The organism is Streptomyces wedmorensis, assembly GCF_000716445.1.
In the GTDB taxonomy this organism is placed as follows: Bacteria; Actinomycetota; Actinomycetes; order Streptomycetales; family Streptomycetaceae; genus Streptomyces; species Streptomyces wedmorensis.
Map to the genome: position 1 here is coordinate 18,209 of NZ_JNWK01000002.1, position 19,600 is coordinate 37,808.

Sequence of the window (19,600 nt, forward strand, 5' to 3'; positions counted from 1 at the left end):
CCACGTCCTCTCACCGCGCCCACCGGACTCCGGCCCCTTGCCGGTCCGTTCCCCGGGCGACTCGCTCTGACATCGACAGACGTTAGGGGACCGTGACTTCGAATCCTTATCGGACCGCTATCCGTAGGCCTTCCCCGCCCCGCCCGCCTGCGGAAAAGGGCGAGGCCCCCGGTGGGGGAAACCGGGGGCCTCGCGTGCGGGAGTGGTTCGGAGTGGTCCGGACGGGACCGGTCAGAACTTCAGGGTCCAGTGGTCGAGCGTCCCGGAGGAGCCGGCCGAGATGTCCTCGACCCGGAGCTTCCACACCCCGCTCGCCGGGGAGGCGGAGGCGTCCACCGTGTAGACCTGCTGGATCACGCCGTTGCCCTCGTCCTCCACGGACTCCTTGACCAGGTACACCTTGCCGTCCGGGGCGACCAGGTGGACGTCCAGGTCACCGCGCCAGGTGTGGGTGGCGTGCAGGTACACCTGGAGGTTCTTCGGAGCGTTGCCCGCGATGCCGGTGACGGTGACCGGGACCGCGATGGTGCCCGGGTCCGGGACCGAGTGCGGGGTCTGCACCTCGTACGCGGGGAACGTCATCGACCAGGCGTTGAGGGTGCCGACGGAGCCGGTGTACGGGTCGGAGACCTTCAGCGTCCACTTGCCGTCCGCCGGGGAGGCGGAGGCGTCCACCCGGTAGGTCTCGCGGAGCACCCCGCCGTTCTCGGTGGCGGCGGTGGAGGTCGAACGCAGCGGGTAGGTCCGGCCGTCGGGGGAGAGCAGCTCGATCCGGACGTCGCCGCGCCACTCGTGGGTGACGTCCACGGCGACCTGGAGGGCGGCCGGGGCCTTGCCGCCGATGCCGTCGACCGTGAGGTCGGAGGTGACCGATCCGCCGTCCGGGACGCTGAGGTTGCCGGTCATGGCGAAGGGCGTGGGGAAGTTCAGGGACCAGCCGTAGAGGGTGCCCTTCCCGCCGGCGGAGGCGTCCGTGACCTGCAGCTTCCAGGTGCCGGAGGCGGGGGAGGCGGAGGCGTCGACGGTGAAGCCGCCGAGCGCGCCGCCCGTCTCGGTGGCGGAGGTGGACTTCAGGCGGTACAGCCGCCCGTCGGGGGCCACCAGGTCGATCTTGAGGTCGCCGCGCCAGTCGTGGTAGCCCTCCAGCTCGACCCGGAGCGCCTTGGGCGCGTTGCCCGGAACGCCGGTGACGGTCAGCGGGGCCTCCAGGGCGCCCGCGTCAGGGATGGGCCGGTCGGTGTCGTCGAAGACCTGGGAGGGACGGGGTCGGGCGGCCGGCGCCGGCTCCGGGGCGACCGTGCCGACGACGGCCTTGCCGACGTCGATCCGGGGGGTGACGGCCCCGGTGTACGTGATCGGCGTGCCGGTGGTGCCCAGCTTCGCCACCAGGTTCGCGATGCTCTCCGCCGGGTACTTCTGGCGCAGCAGCGCCAGGGACCCCGCCACGTGCGGGGCCGCCATCGAGGTGCCGTTCTTCGCCGCGTAGCCGCCGCCGGGGACCGAGGACACCACGGACGTGCCGGGGGCCATCAGGTCGAGCAGCGGGCCGCGGTTGCTGAACGAGGCCACCTGGTCGTCGTCGGTCGTCGCGCCGACCGTGACCGCCGACGGGACGCAGCCGGGGGCGTTGACCGCGTCGCCGTACCCGTTGTTGCCGGCGGCGACGACCGTCGCCACGCCCACCGAGTACAGGCTGTCGATCACGGACTTGCGGGGGTCGGTGTCGCAGGCCGTGGTCCAACGGCCCGCGCCCAGCGACATGTTGGCCGCGATGATGTCCATGCCGGACTGCTTCAGCGCGTACACCTTCTCCAGCGCCTTGATCTGCGAGCTGGTGAAGCTCAGCACGCAGGGGCTGTTGCCCGCGCCGCAGTAGTCGTCGGAGTCGAAGCGGGAGAACACCTGCATCGCCACGATGTTCGCGCCGGGGGCCACCCCGCGCTTGGGGGCGCCGCTCAGGCCGGTCCCGTCACCGGCGGCTATGCCCGCCACGTGGGTGCCGTGCGAGCAGGCCGCGCCCAGTTCCGCGCAGCTGCCGGTGTCGGCGTCGGCGCTGCCGGTGCCCTCCTGGGAGGCCTCGCCGTTCGGGCAGAGGCTGGTCGCGCCGTAACTCTCGTCGTTCACCGAGAAGCACGCCTCGGCCGTCACCCGGCCGCCCAGGAAGGGGTGGTTCTTCGCGACACCGGTGTCGATCACCGCGACCGCGGTGCCCGCCCCGGTGGCGCCGGCGGCGAAGGCCTTGTCCGCGCCGATCCGGACCGTCGATTCGTCGAGCATCGGGGCGACCGGGACGTCCTCCGTCACGCTCACCACGTCCGGGTTGGAGCGGAGCGTGGTGAGTCCCGCCTGGTCGACCGTGAGGGTCACCATCGGCAGTCGCTCGTAAGCCACTTCGGTCTCGCCCGCCGCGGCGGCCGTGGCCACGTCGGAGCGGGTCTGGGTCACCACGTTCACCCGGACCGTGCCGCCGCCCTGGGTGCCGGTCTCCAGCGCCGGGTCCACCGGGACCTCGTCGGCGGCCGCCGCGGGGGTCACTCCGACCAGGGGCGCCAGGCCCGCCGGCAGTGCGCCGAGCAGCAGGCCCGAGGCCATCGCGACGGCCACAGCAGATCTCTTCACGACAGGCTCCAGGGAGTAGGCACCGAGCGGGCGGTGCCGCGGCGGTAGGGAAAAAGAAGGGGGGGAGGGGGTAACTCGCTCACGAAGCCCGCGAGTTCAGGGCTGGAAGTTCAAGGGGCGGGGCCGTGTGGTCAGGCCCCGGGGCGGGGACCGGGCAGCAGCGTCGGTTGCTCAGCTGCCCGGTTCCCCTGCGTTCGCACGAGCCCGTCAGGTGGCGTCGGCACCGTTCCTCGGGTGGCCGCCGTAGAAGACACCGAGGTAGTACGAGTACGCGGTGGAGCGGCAGGCGCTCTTCCAGAAGTACGCCGGGCAGGTGTTGTAGTAGAGCATGTTGTAGAACGCGACGTCGGTCGCGATGCCCTTGTTGCGGTCCAGGTAGTAGCGGTAGCCCTTGTAGCTGTTGCCGATGGTGCCGTAGCCGTAGTCGTGCGAGTCACAGGCCGTACGGAAGTCCCAGCCGCCGGGCGTGTCGGAGGCGCTGGTGCAGTGGTCCTTGAAGACGCCCATGACCCAGGCGCCGGTCGGGGTCCTCTTCCAGCTGGGGTTGCGCCAGCCGTAGTGGGCGACCTTGGTCGCGCAGCCGCTGTACTGGTACCACATCCACGTCTCGGGGCGGGAGCAGTAGCTCGGGTAGGCCTGCGCGGAGGTGATCTCGCCGGGGCCGAAGTCCTCGGAGGCCGGGGCGACGCCCTCCTCCTGGGCCAGGCTGGGGGCGCCCTGGACGGCGCTGCCGGCCTCCGGGCGGATGCCGCTCGTCTCCACCGACTGCGGGGCGGCCGCGTCACCGGAGTAGGTCAGCTGCCAGGACGCGCCGTCCTCGGCGGAGGCGGCGACCACCCGGTCCGAGGCGTCGTAGCTGTAGGTGTTGAGCTGGCTGCCGGCCGCCGGGTCGATGACCTTGCGGAGCAGGCCGGAGCCGTCGTAGGAGTAGCGGGCGAGGGTCTGCACGGTCTGGCCGACGGTGACGGTGATGTCCTTGACCTGGCCCGCGACGTCGCCGAGGGTCTGGCCGGCGGCCGTGGTGGCGGTCGCGTAGTTGACCTTCACCGTCTGCGCGGGGATGTCGGCGCGCGCCGGGTCCTTGACGGTGGAGACGCGGCCGGTGCTGTCGTAGGTGACCGTCGTCGGCTTGAAGGCGGTGTTGCCGACCGCCGTCACCCGCCAGTTGTCGCCGCTGCCGCCGACCTGCTTCCAGGTGTAGGACGGCTTGAGGGAGGCGGCCGCGATCGGGTTGCCGGCGGAGTCCAGCGGCACGTCGTCACCCGAGGCGACCTGGGTCAGGTCGACGTTGAGCGTCTCGGTGACCGTGGTCTTCAGCACGCCCGCGAGGTCGTCCCACTGCACGTTCTCCACCAGCGTGGAACCGTCGGACGCCTTGTAGGTGTTGATGCTGCCGCCGTTGGCGCCGGCCACCGAGTCGGTCAGGTCGTAGCGGACGGACTCGGCGGTGTCCAGGTCGGTGGTGGTGATCGATCCGGAGCCGGGGACCAGCTTGCGGTTCAGCTGGCCGCCGACGAACTCGGCCTCCCAGCTCGGACCGAACACCCCGAGGTCGGCGCGGGCGGCCGGGGCGTCCTGGGCCTGGGCGACGCCCGCCCCGGTGCCGTCCACCGTGTGGGTGCGGCTCATCAGGCCGTACGTCACGTCGTTCTCGGATATCTGGAAGGTGTCGTCGGCCGACTGGTACATGCCCGGGCCGATCAGCTGGGTCTCCCCGGTCTCCAGCGCCGGGGAGGGGATCTCCTCGGCGACGGCCGACTGCGGGAGCAGCAGGGCCAGTGACACTGCCGCCACTGCGGGAAGCGCGGTTCTGCGCACGTTCGGTTCCTTCGGGTAACCGGCGGCATACGGCCCTGACCTCGCGGTCGGCCCCTGTTCGCCTGTTCGAACCGGTCGTTCTCGGCCGGCAACGAGAAACCTAGGAACCCGCCCCTTCGATCCGTTATGCCTCCGCCATCGCCCGCCCCGATGCCCATCCGATGGCACCCGGTTGCCCGTGCGACAACGCCCGCGGACGACCCCCGCGGCCACCTGGTCGGGCGGCCTGGGCGCGGGCGTCGTCGAGGGCCCCACAGGCGCTGTTCCTCGCCTGGCCCGATGAAGCCCGCCCGCGTCCCATCGGGGTTGAGTGCCTCTCTCCGCCCGCGTGAGTATGCGTACTCACGCGCACGGAGGCGGCTTGATCAGATGCTGTGCACATGAGACGAACCCCTTCCTCGCCCGCCGTGTCCGTGCGTTCCTCGCGTCGGCCGCTGCTCACCCTGGCCATGACGGCCCTCGCTGTGCTGGCACTTGGTGCGTGCGGCACCGCGAAGACGACCACCGGCGGCGAGGAGGCCGTGCGCGCAGAGGCAGTGGGAAGCCGGCAGCCTGCTCCGACCCTCGCGCAGATCAAGGAGCACATCGAGCGGTCGTGCCCCCCTCCGGGCGCCCCGCCCGCGACGCCGCCGAGTCCGCAGGCGCCGCCGCCCGGCATGGAGCCGCCGGCCGACATGGTCGTACCGATCACGCCCACGGCCGGACCGGAAGTGGAGCTGAACGCGCGTGACTGGTGCGCGGGCGCCCTTCACGAGCAGCGCATCGCCGAGGCCCTCCTGGATCTGGTGGATCCCACCCCCACGAAGGTCAGGGCGATCCTGAACGACCTCGGTTACGTCGACGAGCGCATCCACGACCTGAAGCAGTCCGGTGCCACCACGCGGTTCTTCCTCGACCTGCGCGAGAAGGGCGGCCGGCTCTGCCTGGACGGCTCGGCAGCCGGCGAGGAAACCGTCGTCGACAAGTGCGTAGCCCCCGCGACCGGCCCGTTCACCCCCGGAGACCGGAATCAGTGACCGCCACGACAGGGGACCGAAAACCCCGAAATCGCCCCTGACCAGCAAAAAGGACCCTCCCGAAGGAGGGTCCTTTCCTTGCGCCCCCGGCAGGACTCGAACCTGCGGCCAAGTGCTTAGAAGGCACCTGCTCTATCCACTGAGCTACGGGGGCCGGGTGGTGGCTGTGGGGCCAGGGGTCCCGGGTGGGCGGGGTGGGGCACGCCGGGACAAGGATAGGGCTCCGATGGCCTTGGCCCGGTTGCTTCACCTGCGTGGCACGATGTGGAGGTTCGGTGAAGCGGAACGATAATCGCAGGCAGGTGCGATTCGCGCAGCGCTTTTGACGTCGCTCGGGGCGGGTGTTGTGCACTCGTTATGCCTGGGCTTCCGATTGCCACCCCTTTCTACGGCGCGCAGGGCCGTAATAGGCTTCAAAAACACTCATAAATTGGGCATTCTTCGCATGTGGTGACCTTGGACGAACGGCCTCAGCTGATCGACGCACTCTCCGCCCTGCGCGACCGTGTCGCCGCCGTGCGTCTTCCCCTCCCCCTGCCGGACACGCCGCGCGCCCGGCAGACGAGGTCCGAGCTGCTCGCCCAGCTCGACGACTACCTGGTGCCCCGGCTGAAGGACCCCGACGCGCCGCTGCTGGCCGTCGTGGGGGGCTCGACCGGGGCGGGGAAGTCGACGCTGGTCAACTCCCTTGTCGGGCGGCGGGTCAGCGAGTCGGGCGTGCTGAGACCGACCACCCGGACGCCGGTGCTCGTCTGCCACCCCGAGGACCACCACTGGTTCGCCGGGATGCGGGTGCTCCCGCAGCTCACCCGCGTCTGGCTGCCCCAGAGCGACGAGGACCACCCGGCGGAGGAGAACGCCGCAGAGGAGAACGCCCTCCGGGTCGAGACGGCCGCCTCGCTGCCCCGCGGCCTGGCCCTGCTCGACGCGCCCGACATCGACTCGCTCGTCGTCGAGAACCGGCTGCTCGCGGCGGAGTTGATCTGTGCCGCCGACATCTGGGTGATGGTCACCACGGCTTCGCGGTACGCCGACGCCGTGCCCTGGCACCTGCTCCGTACCGCCAAGGAGTACGACGCCACCCTCGTCACCGTCCTCGACCGCGTCCCCCACCAGGTCATCGGGGAGGTGTCCCGGCAGTACGAGGCGCTGCTCGACAAGGCCGGACTCGGTGACGTGCCGCGCTTCACCATCCCCGAGCTGCCCGAGTCGGCGGACGGCGGCAGCGGGTTGCTGCCCGACAGCGCCGTCGCCGCCCTGCGCGGCTGGCTCGCCCACTGCGCCCAGGACCCGGCGGCCCGGCAGCAGGCCGCCGACCGCACCGCCTCCGGCGTCATCGACTCCCTCGACACCCGACTGCCCGAACTGGCGGGCGCGGTCGCCGCGCAGTACGCCGCCGCCGTCCGCCTCGGCGGCGTCGTCGAGACCGCGTACGCGGAGCAGGCGAAGCGGGTGCGGCAGCTGCTGGGGCGCGGCGCCGTCCTCGCCGGCGACGCCCGTACGCGCTGGCGCGGCTACCCCCGCGACAGCACCGCCGAAGAACTCCTGGACGCCCTCGCCGAGTCCCTCGCCGCCCTGCTGCACTGCGCGGTCTCGGCCGCCGAGGAGCGCGTACGCGACACCTGGCGCCGCGAACCCGCCTCCCAGGCCCTCGGCCCGCCGCGGACCGGCGGCGACCGGGAGGCCGGCGAGCGGATCGGCGTCGAGGTACGGCGCTGGCGCCGCGTGCTCGAGGAACTGGCCGAGGAGGAGGTGCGCGACGTCGAGCGCCCCTCCGGTTCGCGCGCGGCCCGCACCGCCGTCCCCGAGGCCGACACCGTCGCCGCCCTCCTCGCCGCCTCCCTCCTCGGCGGCCGCCGCAGCCGGTCGGCCGGCGAGCGCCTCGCCGAACTCCTCGGTGCCCAGGCCGCCCTGCGGCTGCGCGACAAGGGCGGCGAACTGGTCCTCTCGTACGTCGACCGTGTCCTGTACGTCGAGCGCGACCGATGCCTCGCCCCCCTCGAATCGCTCGCCGTGACCCCCGAGCCGCAGGCGGAGCTGATCGCCGCGCTCTCCGTACTGCAGAAGGAGAAGTGACGTGGTGGATGTGGACGTGGCGGGCAGGGCGGACGGGGACGGGGCGGGCAGGGGGAGCGGGGCGGGCAGGGCAGGCAAGGAAGGCGGGGCGGGCGACCGCGTCAGCTGGGACGACGGACTCATCGCGCGACGGGCGAGCGAGCGGGCCGCGGTGAAGGACGAGCAGCCCGGGGCAGGAGGGGGCCGGGAGGAGGACGAGGACACGTTGCCGCCGCTCGGCGGGAGTTACGGGGGGCCGCTCCGCAGCCGCCTCGACGCGTTGCACGAGCTCGTGGGACTGTCCCGTACGAGAGTGGAGACCGAGGCGCTCGCAGAGGCGGGGCGGGTCCTCGACGAGGCCGCCGCACGGCAGCGACTCTCCTCCCGGCACACGGTGATCGCGATCGCCGGGGCCACCGGAAGCGGCAAGTCGACGCTCTTCAACGCGCTGGCCGGCGTGCCCGTCTCGGAGACCGGCCTGCGGCGCCCGACGACCTCGGCACCCATCGCGCTCAGTTGGTCCGACGGGGCGGCGGGACTGCTCGACCGGCTCGCCGTGCCGGGGCGGCTGCGCCGCCGGCCCCTGGCGGGCGGAGCCGCGGACACCGAACTCCAGGGGCTCGTGCTCATCGACCTGCCGGACCACGACTCGGCGGTGACCGCGCACCGGGACCAGGTCGACCGGGTCCTCGGTCTGGTCGACGCCGTGATCTGGGTGGTCGACCCCGAGAAGTACGCGGACGCGGCGCTCCACGAGCGCTACCTGAGGCCGCTGGCCGGGCATGCCGAGGTCACGTTCGTCGTCCTCAACCAGATCGACCGGCTGGGGACGGAGGCCGCCGACCTCGTCCTCGACGACCTGCGCCGCCTCCTGGACGAGGACGGCGTGGCGCTCGGCGAGCACGGCGAGCCCGGGGCCACGGTCCTCTCGGTCTCCGCGCTGACCGGCGAGGGCGTGCCCGAACTGCGCGAACTCGTCGCCCGGTTCGTCCAGGAACGCACCGCTCCGGAACGTCGGCTCGCGGCCGACGTCGACGCGGCGGCGGCGCGGCTGCGCCCGGTGTACGTGGCCGACGGCCGTTCCGGCCTCGACGAGCGGGCCCGGGAAGCCTTCACGGACCGGCTGGCCGTCGCCGTCGGCGCGCAGGCGGCGGGCGAGGCCGCCGAGCGGGTCTGGCGCCGGGGGGCGATCCGCGCCTGCGGAACGCCCTGGCTGCGGCTCTACCGCCGGTACGAGCGGATGCGCGCGCACGGCTCCACCGACCCGCGCCTCGCCTCCCCGGTCGAGGAGGAGCTGACGGCCCGCCAGCGCGTCGAGCAGGCCGTGCGGATCGTCGCCGACGAGGCCTCGCGCGGGCTGCCGGTGCCGTGGGCGCAAGCCGTGCGCGAGGCGGCGGAGCGCGGGGCGGAGGGCCTGCCCGAGGCGCTGGACGAACTGACCGTCACCATGGGCGACCCCGCCGCCCGGCCGCCGAGGCCCGCCTGGTGGCCGGCGGCCGTCCTCGCCCAGGTGGTGATGACGCTCCTGCAGCTCTTCGGCGCGCTGTGGCTGGTGGGCCAGATCGTCGGTGTCGTACCGCCCGGCCTCCTGCCGCCGGTCCTCGTCATGCTCGGCGGCATCGTCGGCGGTCCCCTCGTGGAATGGGCCTGCGAGGGCGCGGTGAAGGGGCCGGCCCGCCGGTACGGCCAGGAGGCCGAACGCCGTCTGCGCGAGGCGGCGGCCGCCTGCGGCCGGGCCCGCGTGCTCGACCCCGTGGCGGCGGAGCTCATGCGCTACCGCGAGGTCCGCGAGCAGTACGCGACGGTGGTGGGCGCGCGCCCGCCGGCCCGCGTCGTCGGCGGCGGCCGCCCCGGTACGGCGCGGTTCGGGGCGACGCGGGCGGGGGTGCGCAGGAGGTAGGCACCGGGCAGGACGAGCGCGCGCCGCGAGCCGGGGTCCGACGCCGGCCGCGGCCGTGCTTTGTCCGGTATCACCCTCCAGGGTGAGGGAGTTGTCCTCATTCGCCCGGCTGTCCACAGGCCCCGGCGGGGTTGCCCGTGACGCTCCAGCATGGTGTCGAAGGCGAAGGGCGGCCGGGATGCGGCGCCCGGGCTTCGGCCTTCGGCCGACGGCGGCCGGAGAACGACAGACGGCACACAAAAGTGGGGGCGGACCATGAACGACACGACCGTGACGCTCGTCGGCAACGTGGCGACGGCGGTGGAGTACCGGGACACGGCGGCGGGCGGGGTGGCGAGGTTCCGCTTCGCGGTGACCGCGCGCCGCTGGGACCGTGAGCAGGGGGCCTGGTCCGACGGGCCGACCAGCTTCTACACGGTGTCGGCCTGGCGCTCGCTCGGCGCCAACCTCGCTGCCTCCGTTTCGGTGGGTGAACCGCTCGTGGTCCACGGGCGCCTGAAGGTGCGTGAGGACGAGCGCGACGGACAGCGCAAGACCTTCGTGGACGTCGCCGCGGTCGCCGTGGGCCACGATCTGAGCCGGGGGACCGCGGCGTTCCGCCGCGCGGCCCGGCCGGAGCCGGAACTCCGTGCCGACGGCGGCCCGCAGCCACCGCCCCGGCCGCAGGCGGGGGCGGCGCCCAAGCTGTCGCCGAGGCCGCCTTCGGAGGTGGGGGAGGACCCCTGGACGGTGGCCTCGGACGAGGCGACGAAGCGCCTGGTAACCGCTTCTTGACCATGCGTCGTGGGGATTTGTCGACCAACTCGCCCAGTGGATAACGATTCCGAGACGGAATGGTTATCTGACCGTATGGCCGGGCACCGCGGGGTTCCGCGTCCCTAGGATTCCCGAGTACTCAATGAGGCACGTGAGTCCATTGAGTCTGTGAGTCTGCTGGCGTGCGCTCCCCCCACGTGAATCGACCAAGTTCGCGGAGCCGCCGCCCGGAGGGGAATCCAATGTTTTCAGTTCGTGGGCGGGGCACTGCTCGCCGCCTTGCCGCTGCCACCCTGGTCTCGGGCCTCGTCGCCGCCGGCGCGATAGCCCTCGCGGGACCGGCCGCGGCCGATGATGCTCCGGGCGCGAGCGGTGGCGCCACCGCCAAGCTCGGCGAGTTGAAGATCTTCGACGGGGTGAAGATCGCGGGCCAGGATCGCGAGGAGCGCGGTGGCCTCTTCGAGATGCAGGTCGAGAACGGCGGAAGCCTGCTGACCTACTGCATCGACTACCGGACCACCGCCTACGAGGGCAAGCAGTACAAGGAGGTCGGCTGGGACCAGTCGTCCCTCCACAACAACCCCGACGCGGGCAAGATCCTCTGGATCCTGGAGAACTCCTACCCGACCCTCAAGGTCTCCGACCTCACCTCGAAGGCCGGCGTCGAGGGGCTGAGCGACGAGACCGCCGCCGCCGCCACGCAGGCCGCGATCTGGCACTTCTCCGACGACCTCGACGCGAAGCCGGTCGACGAGAAGGCCCAGGCGCTCACCAAGTACCTGATCGACAACGCCACCAAGGTGGAGGAGCCCAAGTCCTCCCTGAGCCTGTCCCCGAGCTCCCTCGCGGGCAAGGCCGGCGACCGCATCGGCCCGTTCAAGGTCGGCACCAACGCCAAGACCGGCGCCGACCTGTCCGTGGTCCCGGGCGCCCCGGCCGGCCTCGGCATCGTCGACAAGGACGGCAAGGCGATCACCAAGGCCAAGGACGGCGACGACGTCTACGTCAACGTGCCGAGCGGCACCCCCGACGGCGACGCCGAGATCAAGGCCGAGGTCACCACGCAGGTCCCGCTCGGGCGCGCCTTCGTCAGCACCCAGGGCAAGAGCCAGACCATGATCCTGGCCGGCTCCAGCAACTCCACCGTCACCGCCAAGGCCACCGTCGCCTGGGCCAAGAAGGGTGCCGTCCCGGCCGTCACGGTCGCCAAGGACTGCGCCAAGGGCGGCCTGGAGATCATCGCCTCCAACGCGGGCGACGAGCCCTGGACCTTCGACCTGAAGGGCACCTCGTACACGATCGCCCCCGCCGAGAAGAAGACCATCACGGTCCCGCTCGCCGAGGACGAGGCGTACAAGTTCACGATCACCGGCCCGAACAAGTTCTCGGAGACCTTCGAGGGCGTCCTGGACTGCAAGACGGCCACCCCCGGCCCGAAGCCCTCCGAGACCCCCTCCACCTCCCCCTCGGTCGAGCCCTCCCCGTCCACCCCCGGCACCACGGGTGACACCACGGGCGGCACCACCGGTGGCGGCGACCTCGCCGAGACCGGCAGCTCCAACGCCACCCCGATGATCGCCGGCATCGCCGCCGCGCTCGTCGCGATCGGCGGCGGCGCGGTGTTCTTCCTCCGCAAGAAGAAGACCGCCGGCCAGTAACCACGGGCCACCGGTGCCGGGCCCCGCGCCCGGCACCGCGCCCCACCCCATGGAGTGATCCGCGTCACACGCCCTTCACCCCGTGACCCCCGCCCGACCCCGGACCGCACCCGCGCCCGGGGTCGTCGCACGTCGGAACCCCGCCCCACCCCCTCGCACCCCCCTCACCGCCCCCTCCGCGGCCCCGCCGGAGCCGAACCGGTTTCCGCCCGGGGCTGGCGGTCAGGCAAGATGGGGTGTATCTGCCCACTCACTCTTTGCCGGACGGTTTCTCTTGGCTGAGTACATCTACACGATGCGCAAGGCGCGCAAGGCGCACGGCGACAAGGTCATCCTCGATGACGTGACGCTGAGCTTCCTGCCGGGCGCGAAGATCGGTGTGGTCGGCCCGAACGGTGCCGGTAAGTCCACCGTTCTGAAGATCATGGCGGGCCTGGAGCAGCCGTCGAACGGCGACGCGTTCCTGTCGCCCGGCTTCTCCGTCGGCATCCTCATGCAGGAGCCGAAGCTCGACGAGACGAAGACCGTCCTGGAGAACGTCCAGATGGGCGCCGCCGAGACCATGGGGAAGCTGAAGCGCTTCAACGAGGTCGCGGAGCTCATGGCGACCGACTACTCGGACGCGCTCCTGGACGAGATGGGCAAGCTCCAGGAGGACCTGGACCACGCCAACGCCTGGGACCTCGACACGCAGCTGGAGCAGGCCATGGACGCCCTGGGCTGCCCGCCCGGCGACTGGGCCGTCACCAACCTCTCCGGTGGCGAGAAGCGCCGCGTGGCGCTCTGCAAGCTCCTCCTCGAGGCCCCCGACCTGCTGCTCCTCGACGAGCCCACCAACCACCTCGACGCCGAGTCGGTGAACTGGCTGGAGCAGCACCTGGCCCAGTACAAGGGCACCGTCGTGGCCATCACCCACGACCGGTACTTCCTCGACAACGTCGCCGAGTGGATCCTGGAGCTCGACCGCGGGCGCGCCCACCCCTACGAGGGCAACTACTCGACCTACCTGACCAAGAAGTCCGAGCGGCTCAAGGTCGAGGGCCAGAAGGACGCCAAGCGCGCGAAGCGTCTGAAGGAAGAGCTGGAGTGGGTGCGGTCGAACGCCAAGGGGCGTCAGGCCAAGTCCAAGGCGCGTCTGGCGCGCTACGAGGAGATGGCGGCCGAGGCCGACAAGATGCGGAAGCTGGACTTCGAGGAGATCCAGATCCCGCCGGGCCCGCGCCTGGGCTCCATCGTCGTCGAGGTCGAGAACCTCTCCAAGGCCTTCGGCGACAAGGTCCTCATCGACGACCTCTCCTTCACGCTGCCGCGCAACGGCATCGTCGGCGTCATCGGCCCGAACGGCGCCGGCAAGACCACGCTCTTCAAGATGCTCCAGGGTCTGGAGACCCCGGACTCCGGCTCCGTCAAGGTCGGCGAGACCGTCAAGATCTCGTACGTCGACCAGAGCCGCGCGAACATCGACCCGAAGAAGACGCTGTGGGCGGTCGTCTCCGACGAGCTCGACTACATCAACGTCGGCCACGTCGAGATGCCCTCCCGGGCGTACGTCTCCGCGTTCGGCTTCAAGGGCCCGGACCAGCAGAAGCCGGCCGGCGTGCTCTCCGGCGGTGAGCGCAACCGCCTGAACCTGGCGCTCACCCTCAAGCAGGGCGGCAACCTGCTGCTCCTCGACGAGCCGACCAACGACCTCGACGTCGAGACCCTGTCCTCCCTGGAGAACGCGCTCCTGGAGTTCCCGGGCGCGGCCGTGGTCATCTCCCACGACCGCTGGTTCCTGGACCGAGTCGCCACGCACATCCTCGCCTACGAGGGTGAGTCGAAGTGGTTCTGGTTCGAGGGCAACTTCGAGTCGTACGAGAAGAACAAGATCGAGCGCCTCGGCGCGGACGCCGCCCGTCCGCACCGTGCCACGTACAAGAAGCTGACCCGAGGCTGAGGTCAGTGACGAGGCACATCTACAGCTGTCCCCTTCGCTGGTCGGACATGGACGCCTTCGGGCACGTCAACAACGTCGTCTTCCTGCGGTACCTGGAAGAGGCGCGGATCGACTTCATGTTCCGGCTGGCGCCGGGGGACGGTTCCCCCTCGTTCTCCGGCGGGTCCGTCGTGGCCCGGCACGAGATCGACTACGTGCGGCCGCTGGTCCACCGGCACGAGCCGGTGACCATCGAGTCGTGGGTCACGAAGATAGGCGCGGCGTCGCTGACGATCGCGTACGAGATCAAGGACCCGGACGTGACCTACGTCCGCGCGTCCACGGTCGTCGTGCCCTTCGACCTGGAGGCGCAGCGCCCGCGGCGGATCAGCGCCGAGGAGCGGAGCTTCCTGCAGGAGTTCGTGGACGACGGGATGTCCACCGCCGCATGACGCTCCTCGCACCTCTGCACTTCGACGACGCCAGGGAGGCGGCGGCCCTCGCCGCCTTCCTGACCCGGCTGGTCCGTTACGACCGGGCCGCCGCCGTCCGCCTCCAGGCGGGCGGCGGGGCGCTGGCCGTCTTCGGGCGGCCGGCGTCGTTCGACGTCCTCGCGATCCGCACGGCCCGCCTCGTCGACGCCGTGGACCTCGACGTCACGGTCTCCGCCGGCGAACTCCTCGAAGGCATCGAGGAGTCGGGCGGCAAGGCCGTCGTTCCCGACTCGGTGACCGGACCGCCCTGGGCGGGCGTCCTGCCGCCGCGCTCCGGATGGCGGCCCGTCGAAGGACTGCCGGGCGCCGCCGAGATGCGGGGCGCGGTCGCCGCCGCGGTCGCCGAGTTCCGGGCCCGGGACGAGGAGCTGCCCGAGGAACGCCGGACCAGGGCGGAGCGCGACCGGATCGGTCACGACATCTGGTCCCGCACCCTCGGCACCACCGGACTGCCCCTGCGGGCGGTGCACGCCGCCCAGTCCCTGGGCTTCCTGCCGCCGGCCGACACGGGCCTCGCCCCCGCGCTCTTCGCCTCCGGGCCGTGGCTGCGGCTGCGCACCCCGTACGGCTCGATCGCGCTGCGCACCGCACCGATGTCCCTGGCGGTCGCCCCCCGGTGATCCGCGTACGGGGCGACGAGTCCCTGGCGGGCCGGGTCCGATAAGGGCCCGGCCCCGCTTGTCTTCAGGGGCCGCACCGCTGGTCCGGGCGGTCCCACGCCCCGGCGAGGCGGCTCCGTCAGCCCTCCTCGCGTCCCTCCTTGGCGATCGCGACCGCCGACAGCGCCGCCGAGAGGGCGAGCAGGACGGCGGGGACGACGGGGGAGCCGTGGGCCTTGTTCCGGCGTTCCAGGATGGGGTCCATGCGGTGGGCGGGGTCGTACGCGATGCGGACCGCGGTGCCGGAGGAACCGATCCGTTCCTCGGCGGAGAAGTCGGCGGGATAGCCGCCGGCGCAGTCCAGCGTGTGGTGGTACAGGGTCTTGGCGGACGGTGCGCCCTCGCCGAAGGTCGGATGGTGGGTGACCCTGACCTTGCCCACCACGACGCAGTCGGTGACCGCGCCGCGGACCGCGTCGTCCCGGGCCTCCACCCACACCGCCGTGAGGCCCGCAAGGATCAGGACGGCCGCGGCGATGCCGCCGCCCTCACGGAACAGCGCGTTGTGCGCCAGGAGCGCGGCCGCGGTGAGCGCGACGCCGCCCGCCACGCCCAGCGCGGTCGGGAGTCCGTGCGGGCTCCGCAGGCTCCAGCCCGCCCACACCCACAGGAGCGTTCCGGCTGCGGCGGGCACGAGCAGCGCCCCCGCGTACGGCACGGCTTTCCCCGTCCCCATCCCCATCGGTACACCCCCGTGAGCGACGTCGGCAGCGGTCAGGTCCGTGGGCGGGGACGTCGATCACGGGGTACGCGGTTGCGCCACCGTCCCGTGGGCCGTGGGCCGTGGGCCGTGGGCCGTGGGCCGTGGGCCGTGGGCCGTGAGTCATGAGCCATGAGCTGTGGGCCGTGAGCCGTGGGCGGTGGGCGGTGGGCCGTGAGCGCCCCACACGTCACACCCGTACGGCCCTCACTGCTCCACGTCGTCCGGCCACACCCCGATGTGGTCCTGTTCGAGTTCGAGGGCGACGCGGTGTTCCATGCCGAGCGCCTCGGTGTACTCGGCCGGGAGCTGGAGGCGGCCGGCGCGGTCGAGCATCGCGTACTCGCGGGCGACGAGGGATTCCCGGCCCAGTTCGTCGACCTCGGTGCGGCGCAGGACCTCCGAGGAGGTGCGGCCGTCGCGGATGGCGACGGTGCGGCGGACCTCGGAGGCGACGGCCTGGTCGTGGGTGACGATGACGATCGTCGTGCCGAGCTCCTCGTTGGCGCGGCGGAAGGCCGCGAAGACCTGTTCGCCGGTGGCCGAGTCCAGCTCGCCCGTCGGCTCGTCGGCGAGCAGCACGGCCGGGTTGTTGGCCAGGGCCACCGCGATGGCCACGCGCTGCTGCTGGCCGCCGGAGAGCTGGTGGGGCCGCCGGTCGCGGATCTCGGCGATGCCGAGCATGGCGAGCAGCTCCTCGGCCCGCTGCGCCTTCTGCTTCGACCTGCCGCGCAACTGCATGGGCAGCGTCACGTTCTGGGCGGCCGTCAGATAGGGCAGGAGGTTGCGGGCGGTCTGCTGCCAGACGAAGCCGACGACCTCGCGGCGGTAGCGGAGGCGTGCCTTGCCGTCCATGGCGAGCAGGTCGCAGCCCGCGACCCGGGCCGCGCCGGCGGTCGGCACGTCCAGGCCCGCGAGGATGTTCATCAGGGTCGACTTGCCGGAGCCGGAGGCGCCGACCAGGGCCATCAGCTCGCCCTCCTTCACGAGGAGGTCGAGCCCCTGGAGCGCCTGCACCTCCACGCCGTCGGTGGTGAAGATCCGGACGAGCCGGTCGCAGGCGATGAGCGAGTCGTGTCCGTACGAGGGCCGGTCGCGGTGCGCCGTGGCCCGCCGCTCCAGCTCTTCGAGGGTGGTGTCCGAGGCGGTGTCGGCCGTCGTCGTCCCGCCCGGGGTCCCGGTCCTGGTCATCGTGCGTCTCCTGCCCTGAGTTCCTTGATCGAGCCCCTGCGCCCCGCCCACCAGGCCTGTCCCGCCGCCGCCAGCCCCGTGAGGAGGACGACGCCGAGCGCGGGCAGCACGAGCGACCACGGGTCCGCCCGCAGCGGGGCGCTGTCCAGCGGGGCGAGCCCCGGTGCCGTCGCCAGTGCCAGCCGGAACAGGTCGATGCCCGGCGCGAGCAGCGGGACCGTCGCCCAGCCCACCAGCGTGCCGCCGATCGCCGCGAGGACCGCCTGCGGCAGCGCTTCGAGGCCGAGCAGCCGCCGGCCCTGCTTGCGGGTGAGACCCATCGTGCGGAGCCGGGCGAGGAGCTTGGTCCGCTCCGGCGCGCTCTGCATGAGGGAGAGCAGGACGGCGACCAGCGCGTAGCCCGCGCCCGCGCCGATCGCGCCCAGGTAGATGCCCTCGGCGCCCGACTGGAGCGGCGAGTCCACATAGGTGGACCGCTCCTCGCTCCGCGTCGTCACGGCGAAGTCGCCGGGCCGCGAGGAGGCCGCGACGGCGGCGCGCAGCGCGGCGCCGTCCGGCGTTCCGGTGACGAGCAGGGCGGTGGACACCCGGTGGGTGAGGTCGGCGGCGTTGACGAGGAGGAAGTCGGCGTCGGAGAGGGCCGGGGTGGCGGACCGGACCGCGACCACCTTCACCCGGAACACGCCGGCGGCCGACACGATCTCCAGCGGCTTCCCGCCGAACCGTTCGGCGACCGCGGGCGAGGCGATCGCGGGCAGCACCCGGTCGGTGTCCCCGACCGATTCCGGGCCGCCCCGCCCGGTCGACGCGAGCAGCCCGGCGGGGAACGGACCGAAGCCGGTCCGCTTGGCGAGCCGGGTGTACGAGTCGGGCTCGACGCCCACGAGCGGCGCGGTCATCGGCAGGGCGGTGGTGCCCTCGACGGACGGCATCGTCACCCCGTACTCGACCTGCACCGGGGCCAGGTCCCGTACCCCCGCCGTACCGCGCACCTTCTCGGTGAGTCCTGCCGGCAGCGGCGTCCACTCGGCCGAGCCGCCGACCCGGGCGTCCGCGCCGGTGGCCAGCAGCGCGGCCCGGTCGCGGGCGTCGGCGACGCCGGCGAGGACGGAGCCGCCGAAGGCCGCCGTGGTCAGCGCGAGGACCAGCGCGAGCAGCGGGAGCGTGCCCGTCGAGGACGAGCGTCCGGCGCGGGCCAGGGCCAGCGGTCCGACGGCCCCGCGCAGCCGGCGGGCCGGGCGGGTCGCCCACCGCAGCGGCAGCGGGTAGATCCGTACGAGCAGCATGGCCGCGATCAGGCCGACGAGCACCGGCGCGGCGCTCACCAGGTGGTCACCGGCGTCGGCGGTGCCGCGCAGCCGCAGCGAGGCGACGGCGCCGACGGTCAGCACGAGCACGGTGAGTTCGAGGACCGTGCGGCGCCGGGAGGGACGGGCGGTGAGCAGGTCGTCCCGGCCGCCGTGCAGCCGCGGGGTCCGGTGCACGACGATCGCCCGCAGGGGCAGCACGAGCATCGCGATCAGGGCGACGGCCACGGTGGCGAGGAGGGAGGGCGCGAGCGGGATCGTGCCCGACCCGCCGTCCGGGCCGCGGACCGTCGCCACCGCGAGGCCGAGGGCGAGCGCGGCGGCCGGTACGGCGACCGCCGAGGTCTCGCCGAGCAGCCGCAGACCGATGCCGGTGAGCGAGGCGCCGCGGGAGCGGATCAGCGCCAGCTCGCTGTCCCGGCGGGCGGTGAAGAGGCCGCCGGTCATGGCGAGGACGACCGCCGCGACCGCGCCGACGCCGAAGACGGCGACGGCCACGACCGGGTTGATCGCGTCACGCATCGAGCGGTACGAACCGATGATCGTGTCGAGGTCGGTGGTGAGGGTGCCGGTCGGCCCGATGACCCTGCGCATCCTCACCAGGTCGGGTCCGCCGGCGGCCGAGTCGAGCACGGCGGCGAGCCGGTCGGTGTCGTGGGTGGTGAGGTGGTCGGCCTCCGGCATGAACCGGAAGAAGACCTCCGGGTCGCCGAGGGTGGCGAGCAGGGCGGGCGCCGACTCGGGAGAGAGCAGCAGCGACGCCTGCCAGTAGTACTTCACCTCGTCGCCGACGAGCACGGCGAGGGCGGGGGTGCGCATGACCGGCTCGACGGCCCAGTACGCGCCCTCGGGGTCGCGCGGCTCGACGATCCCGGTGATCGTCACGGCGATCGGCTCGGCGCTGACGCGGCCCGGCACGTGCACGACCGAACCGGGCTTCAGGTGCAGGGCCTCGGCGGTCTTCGCACTCACCACCGCCTCGGGGTGGCGGGCGTTACCGGCGGCGGGCCGGCCCTGCCGCAGCGTGGAGTGGCCCGCCGGGTCGGACGGGGAGGCGAGGGTGAACTCCGGGGAGATCCCGTCGGGCCGGGGCAGCCACGGGTCGAGGCCCTTGACCCGGGTGACCGTACGGACACCGTGGACGGTCTGCCGCGGGTCGACGCGCAGCGGCTCGGGGACCAGGGTGAGCACCTGGTCGCGCTGCCTGAGGAGCGCGGCGGGGGCCAGGCCCGCCTCGCGCTCGGACTGGCTGCGCTCCAGGACGGGCGCCTCGGCGGTCAGTTCGAGGACGCTGTTGCGGGGCGCGGCGGTCCGGATGTCGTGGCGCAGGCCCTCCGTCTCGTACGCGTCCATGGCACGCGGCAGCGCCGCCGCGAGGTACGCGGTGACGAGCACGAGCAGGGCCAGCGACGCGGCGGCCCAGGGCGCGGTCCGCAGCCGGGTCCGCACCCAGGGCGCCACGGCGCGGGCGGGCTTGTCGGACCGGGACGGGGACATGTCGGGGACCTT

General features: G+C 72.8%; 13 protein-coding genes and 1 tRNA gene. 8 read left to right on the forward strand and 6 right to left on the reverse strand.

Annotated features, from left to right (window positions below; genetic code table 11):
* Positions 1 to 231: 231 nt before the first annotated feature.
* Together OO54_RS01355 and OO54_RS01360 are read right to left on the reverse strand one after the other, a co-directional pair.
* Positions 232 to 2,619 (reverse strand): proprotein convertase P-domain-containing protein, encoded by a 2,388-nt coding sequence (locus tag OO54_RS01355; protein WP_234439674.1) that lies wholly within the window; start codon positions 2,617 to 2,619, stop codon positions 232 to 234.
* A 207-nt stretch (positions 2,620 to 2,826) separates the two neighbouring features.
* Entirely contained in the window at positions 2,827 to 4,437 is a 1,611-nt protein-coding gene (locus tag OO54_RS01360; protein ID WP_234439675.1) for a phospholipase A2, read from the reverse strand.
* Between the two features lie 380 nt (positions 4,438 to 4,817).
* Here OO54_RS01360 and OO54_RS47070 point away from each other — a divergent pair, with 380 nt between their 5' ends.
* On the forward strand, positions 4,818 to 5,453 hold the full coding sequence (locus OO54_RS47070; protein ID WP_063738242.1) for a hypothetical protein: 636 nt from the start codon (positions 4,818 to 4,820) through the stop codon (positions 5,451 to 5,453).
* 81 nt (positions 5,454 to 5,534) lie between these two features.
* Here OO54_RS47070 and OO54_RS01370 read toward each other — a convergent pair.
* Positions 5,535 to 5,607 (reverse strand) — tRNA-Arg (locus OO54_RS01370).
* Between the two features lie 302 nt (positions 5,608 to 5,909).
* Here OO54_RS01370 and OO54_RS01375 point away from each other — a divergent pair.
* From OO54_RS01375 to OO54_RS01405, 7 genes are all read left to right on the forward strand, one after another.
* Complete coding sequence (locus OO54_RS01375; protein WP_033201038.1) at positions 5,910 to 7,529, forward strand: dynamin family protein; 1,620 nt, start codon at positions 5,910 to 5,912, stop codon at positions 7,527 to 7,529.
* A 1-nt stretch (position 7,530) separates the two neighbouring features.
* Entirely contained in the window at positions 7,531 to 9,408 is a 1,878-nt protein-coding gene (locus OO54_RS01380; protein WP_033201039.1) for a GTPase, read from the forward strand.
* A 255-nt stretch (positions 9,409 to 9,663) separates the two neighbouring features.
* Positions 9,664 to 10,182 (forward strand): single-stranded DNA-binding protein, encoded by a 519-nt coding sequence (locus tag OO54_RS01385; protein WP_033201040.1) that lies wholly within the window; start codon positions 9,664 to 9,666, stop codon positions 10,180 to 10,182.
* A gap of 224 nt (positions 10,183 to 10,406) precedes the next feature.
* The gene (locus OO54_RS01390; protein WP_033201041.1) at positions 10,407 to 11,822 is read left to right on the forward strand and encodes a Cys-Gln thioester bond-forming surface protein; all 1,416 of its coding nucleotides are present in this window, start codon (positions 10,407 to 10,409) and stop codon (positions 11,820 to 11,822) included.
* 274 nt (positions 11,823 to 12,096) lie between these two features.
* A complete protein-coding gene (gene ettA, locus OO54_RS01395) occupies positions 12,097 to 13,761 on the forward strand; it encodes an energy-dependent translational throttle protein EttA (protein ID WP_078905000.1) in 1,665 nt (554 codons plus the stop codon).
* Positions 13,762 to 13,766: 5 nt separating this feature from the next.
* A complete protein-coding gene (locus OO54_RS01400; RefSeq protein WP_033201042.1) occupies positions 13,767 to 14,192 on the forward strand; it encodes an acyl-CoA thioesterase in 426 nt (141 codons plus the stop codon).
* Positions 14,189 to 14,854 (forward strand): DUF8010 domain-containing protein, encoded by a 666-nt coding sequence (locus OO54_RS01405; protein WP_033201043.1) that lies wholly within the window; start codon positions 14,189 to 14,191, stop codon positions 14,852 to 14,854. The genes OO54_RS01400 and OO54_RS01405 overlap by 4 nt, the downstream gene beginning before the upstream one ends.
* A gap of 118 nt (positions 14,855 to 14,972) precedes the next feature.
* Here OO54_RS01405 and OO54_RS01410 read toward each other — a convergent pair whose 3' ends face one another.
* From OO54_RS01410 to OO54_RS01420, 3 genes are all read right to left on the reverse strand, one after another.
* Positions 14,973 to 15,569 carry a hypothetical protein gene (locus tag OO54_RS01410; protein WP_157856427.1) on the reverse strand — a complete coding sequence of 199 codons (597 nt, stop codon included), beginning with the start codon at positions 15,567 to 15,569 and terminating at the stop codon, positions 14,973 to 14,975.
* A 231-nt stretch (positions 15,570 to 15,800) separates the two neighbouring features.
* Positions 15,801 to 16,784, reverse strand: coding sequence for an ABC transporter ATP-binding protein (locus OO54_RS01415; RefSeq protein ID WP_033201045.1), 984 nt, complete (start codon positions 16,782 to 16,784; stop codon positions 15,801 to 15,803).
* Positions 16,781 to 19,588 (reverse strand): FtsX-like permease family protein, encoded by a 2,808-nt coding sequence (locus OO54_RS01420; RefSeq protein WP_033201185.1) that lies wholly within the window; start codon positions 19,586 to 19,588, stop codon positions 16,781 to 16,783. Before OO54_RS01420 ends, OO54_RS01415 begins: the two co-directional genes overlap by 4 nt.
* Positions 19,589 to 19,600 lie beyond the last annotated feature (12 nt).

Coding starts and splice junctions, on each gene's coding strand:
- OO54_RS47070 (WP_063738242.1), top strand. CDS start 4,818: ATGAGACGAACCCCTTCCTCGCCCGCCGTGTCCGTGCGTTCCTCGCGT.
- OO54_RS01385 (WP_033201040.1), top strand. CDS start 9,664: ATGAACGACACGACCGTGACGCTCGTCGGCAACGTGGCGACGGCGGTG.
- OO54_RS01390 (WP_033201041.1), top strand. CDS start 10,407: ATGTTTTCAGTTCGTGGGCGGGGCACTGCTCGCCGCCTTGCCGCTGCC.
- OO54_RS01405 (WP_033201043.1), top strand. CDS start 14,189: ATGACGCTCCTCGCACCTCTGCACTTCGACGACGCCAGGGAGGCGGCG.
- OO54_RS01410 (WP_157856427.1), bottom strand. CDS start 15,569: ATGGGGACGGGGAAAGCCGTGCCGTACGCGGGGGCGCTGCTCGTGCCC.
- OO54_RS01415 (WP_033201045.1), bottom strand. CDS start 16,784: ATGACCAGGACCGGGACCCCGGGCGGGACGACGACGGCCGACACCGCC.
- OO54_RS01420 (WP_033201185.1), bottom strand. CDS start 19,588: ATGTCCCCGTCCCGGTCCGACAAGCCCGCCCGCGCCGTGGCGCCCTGG.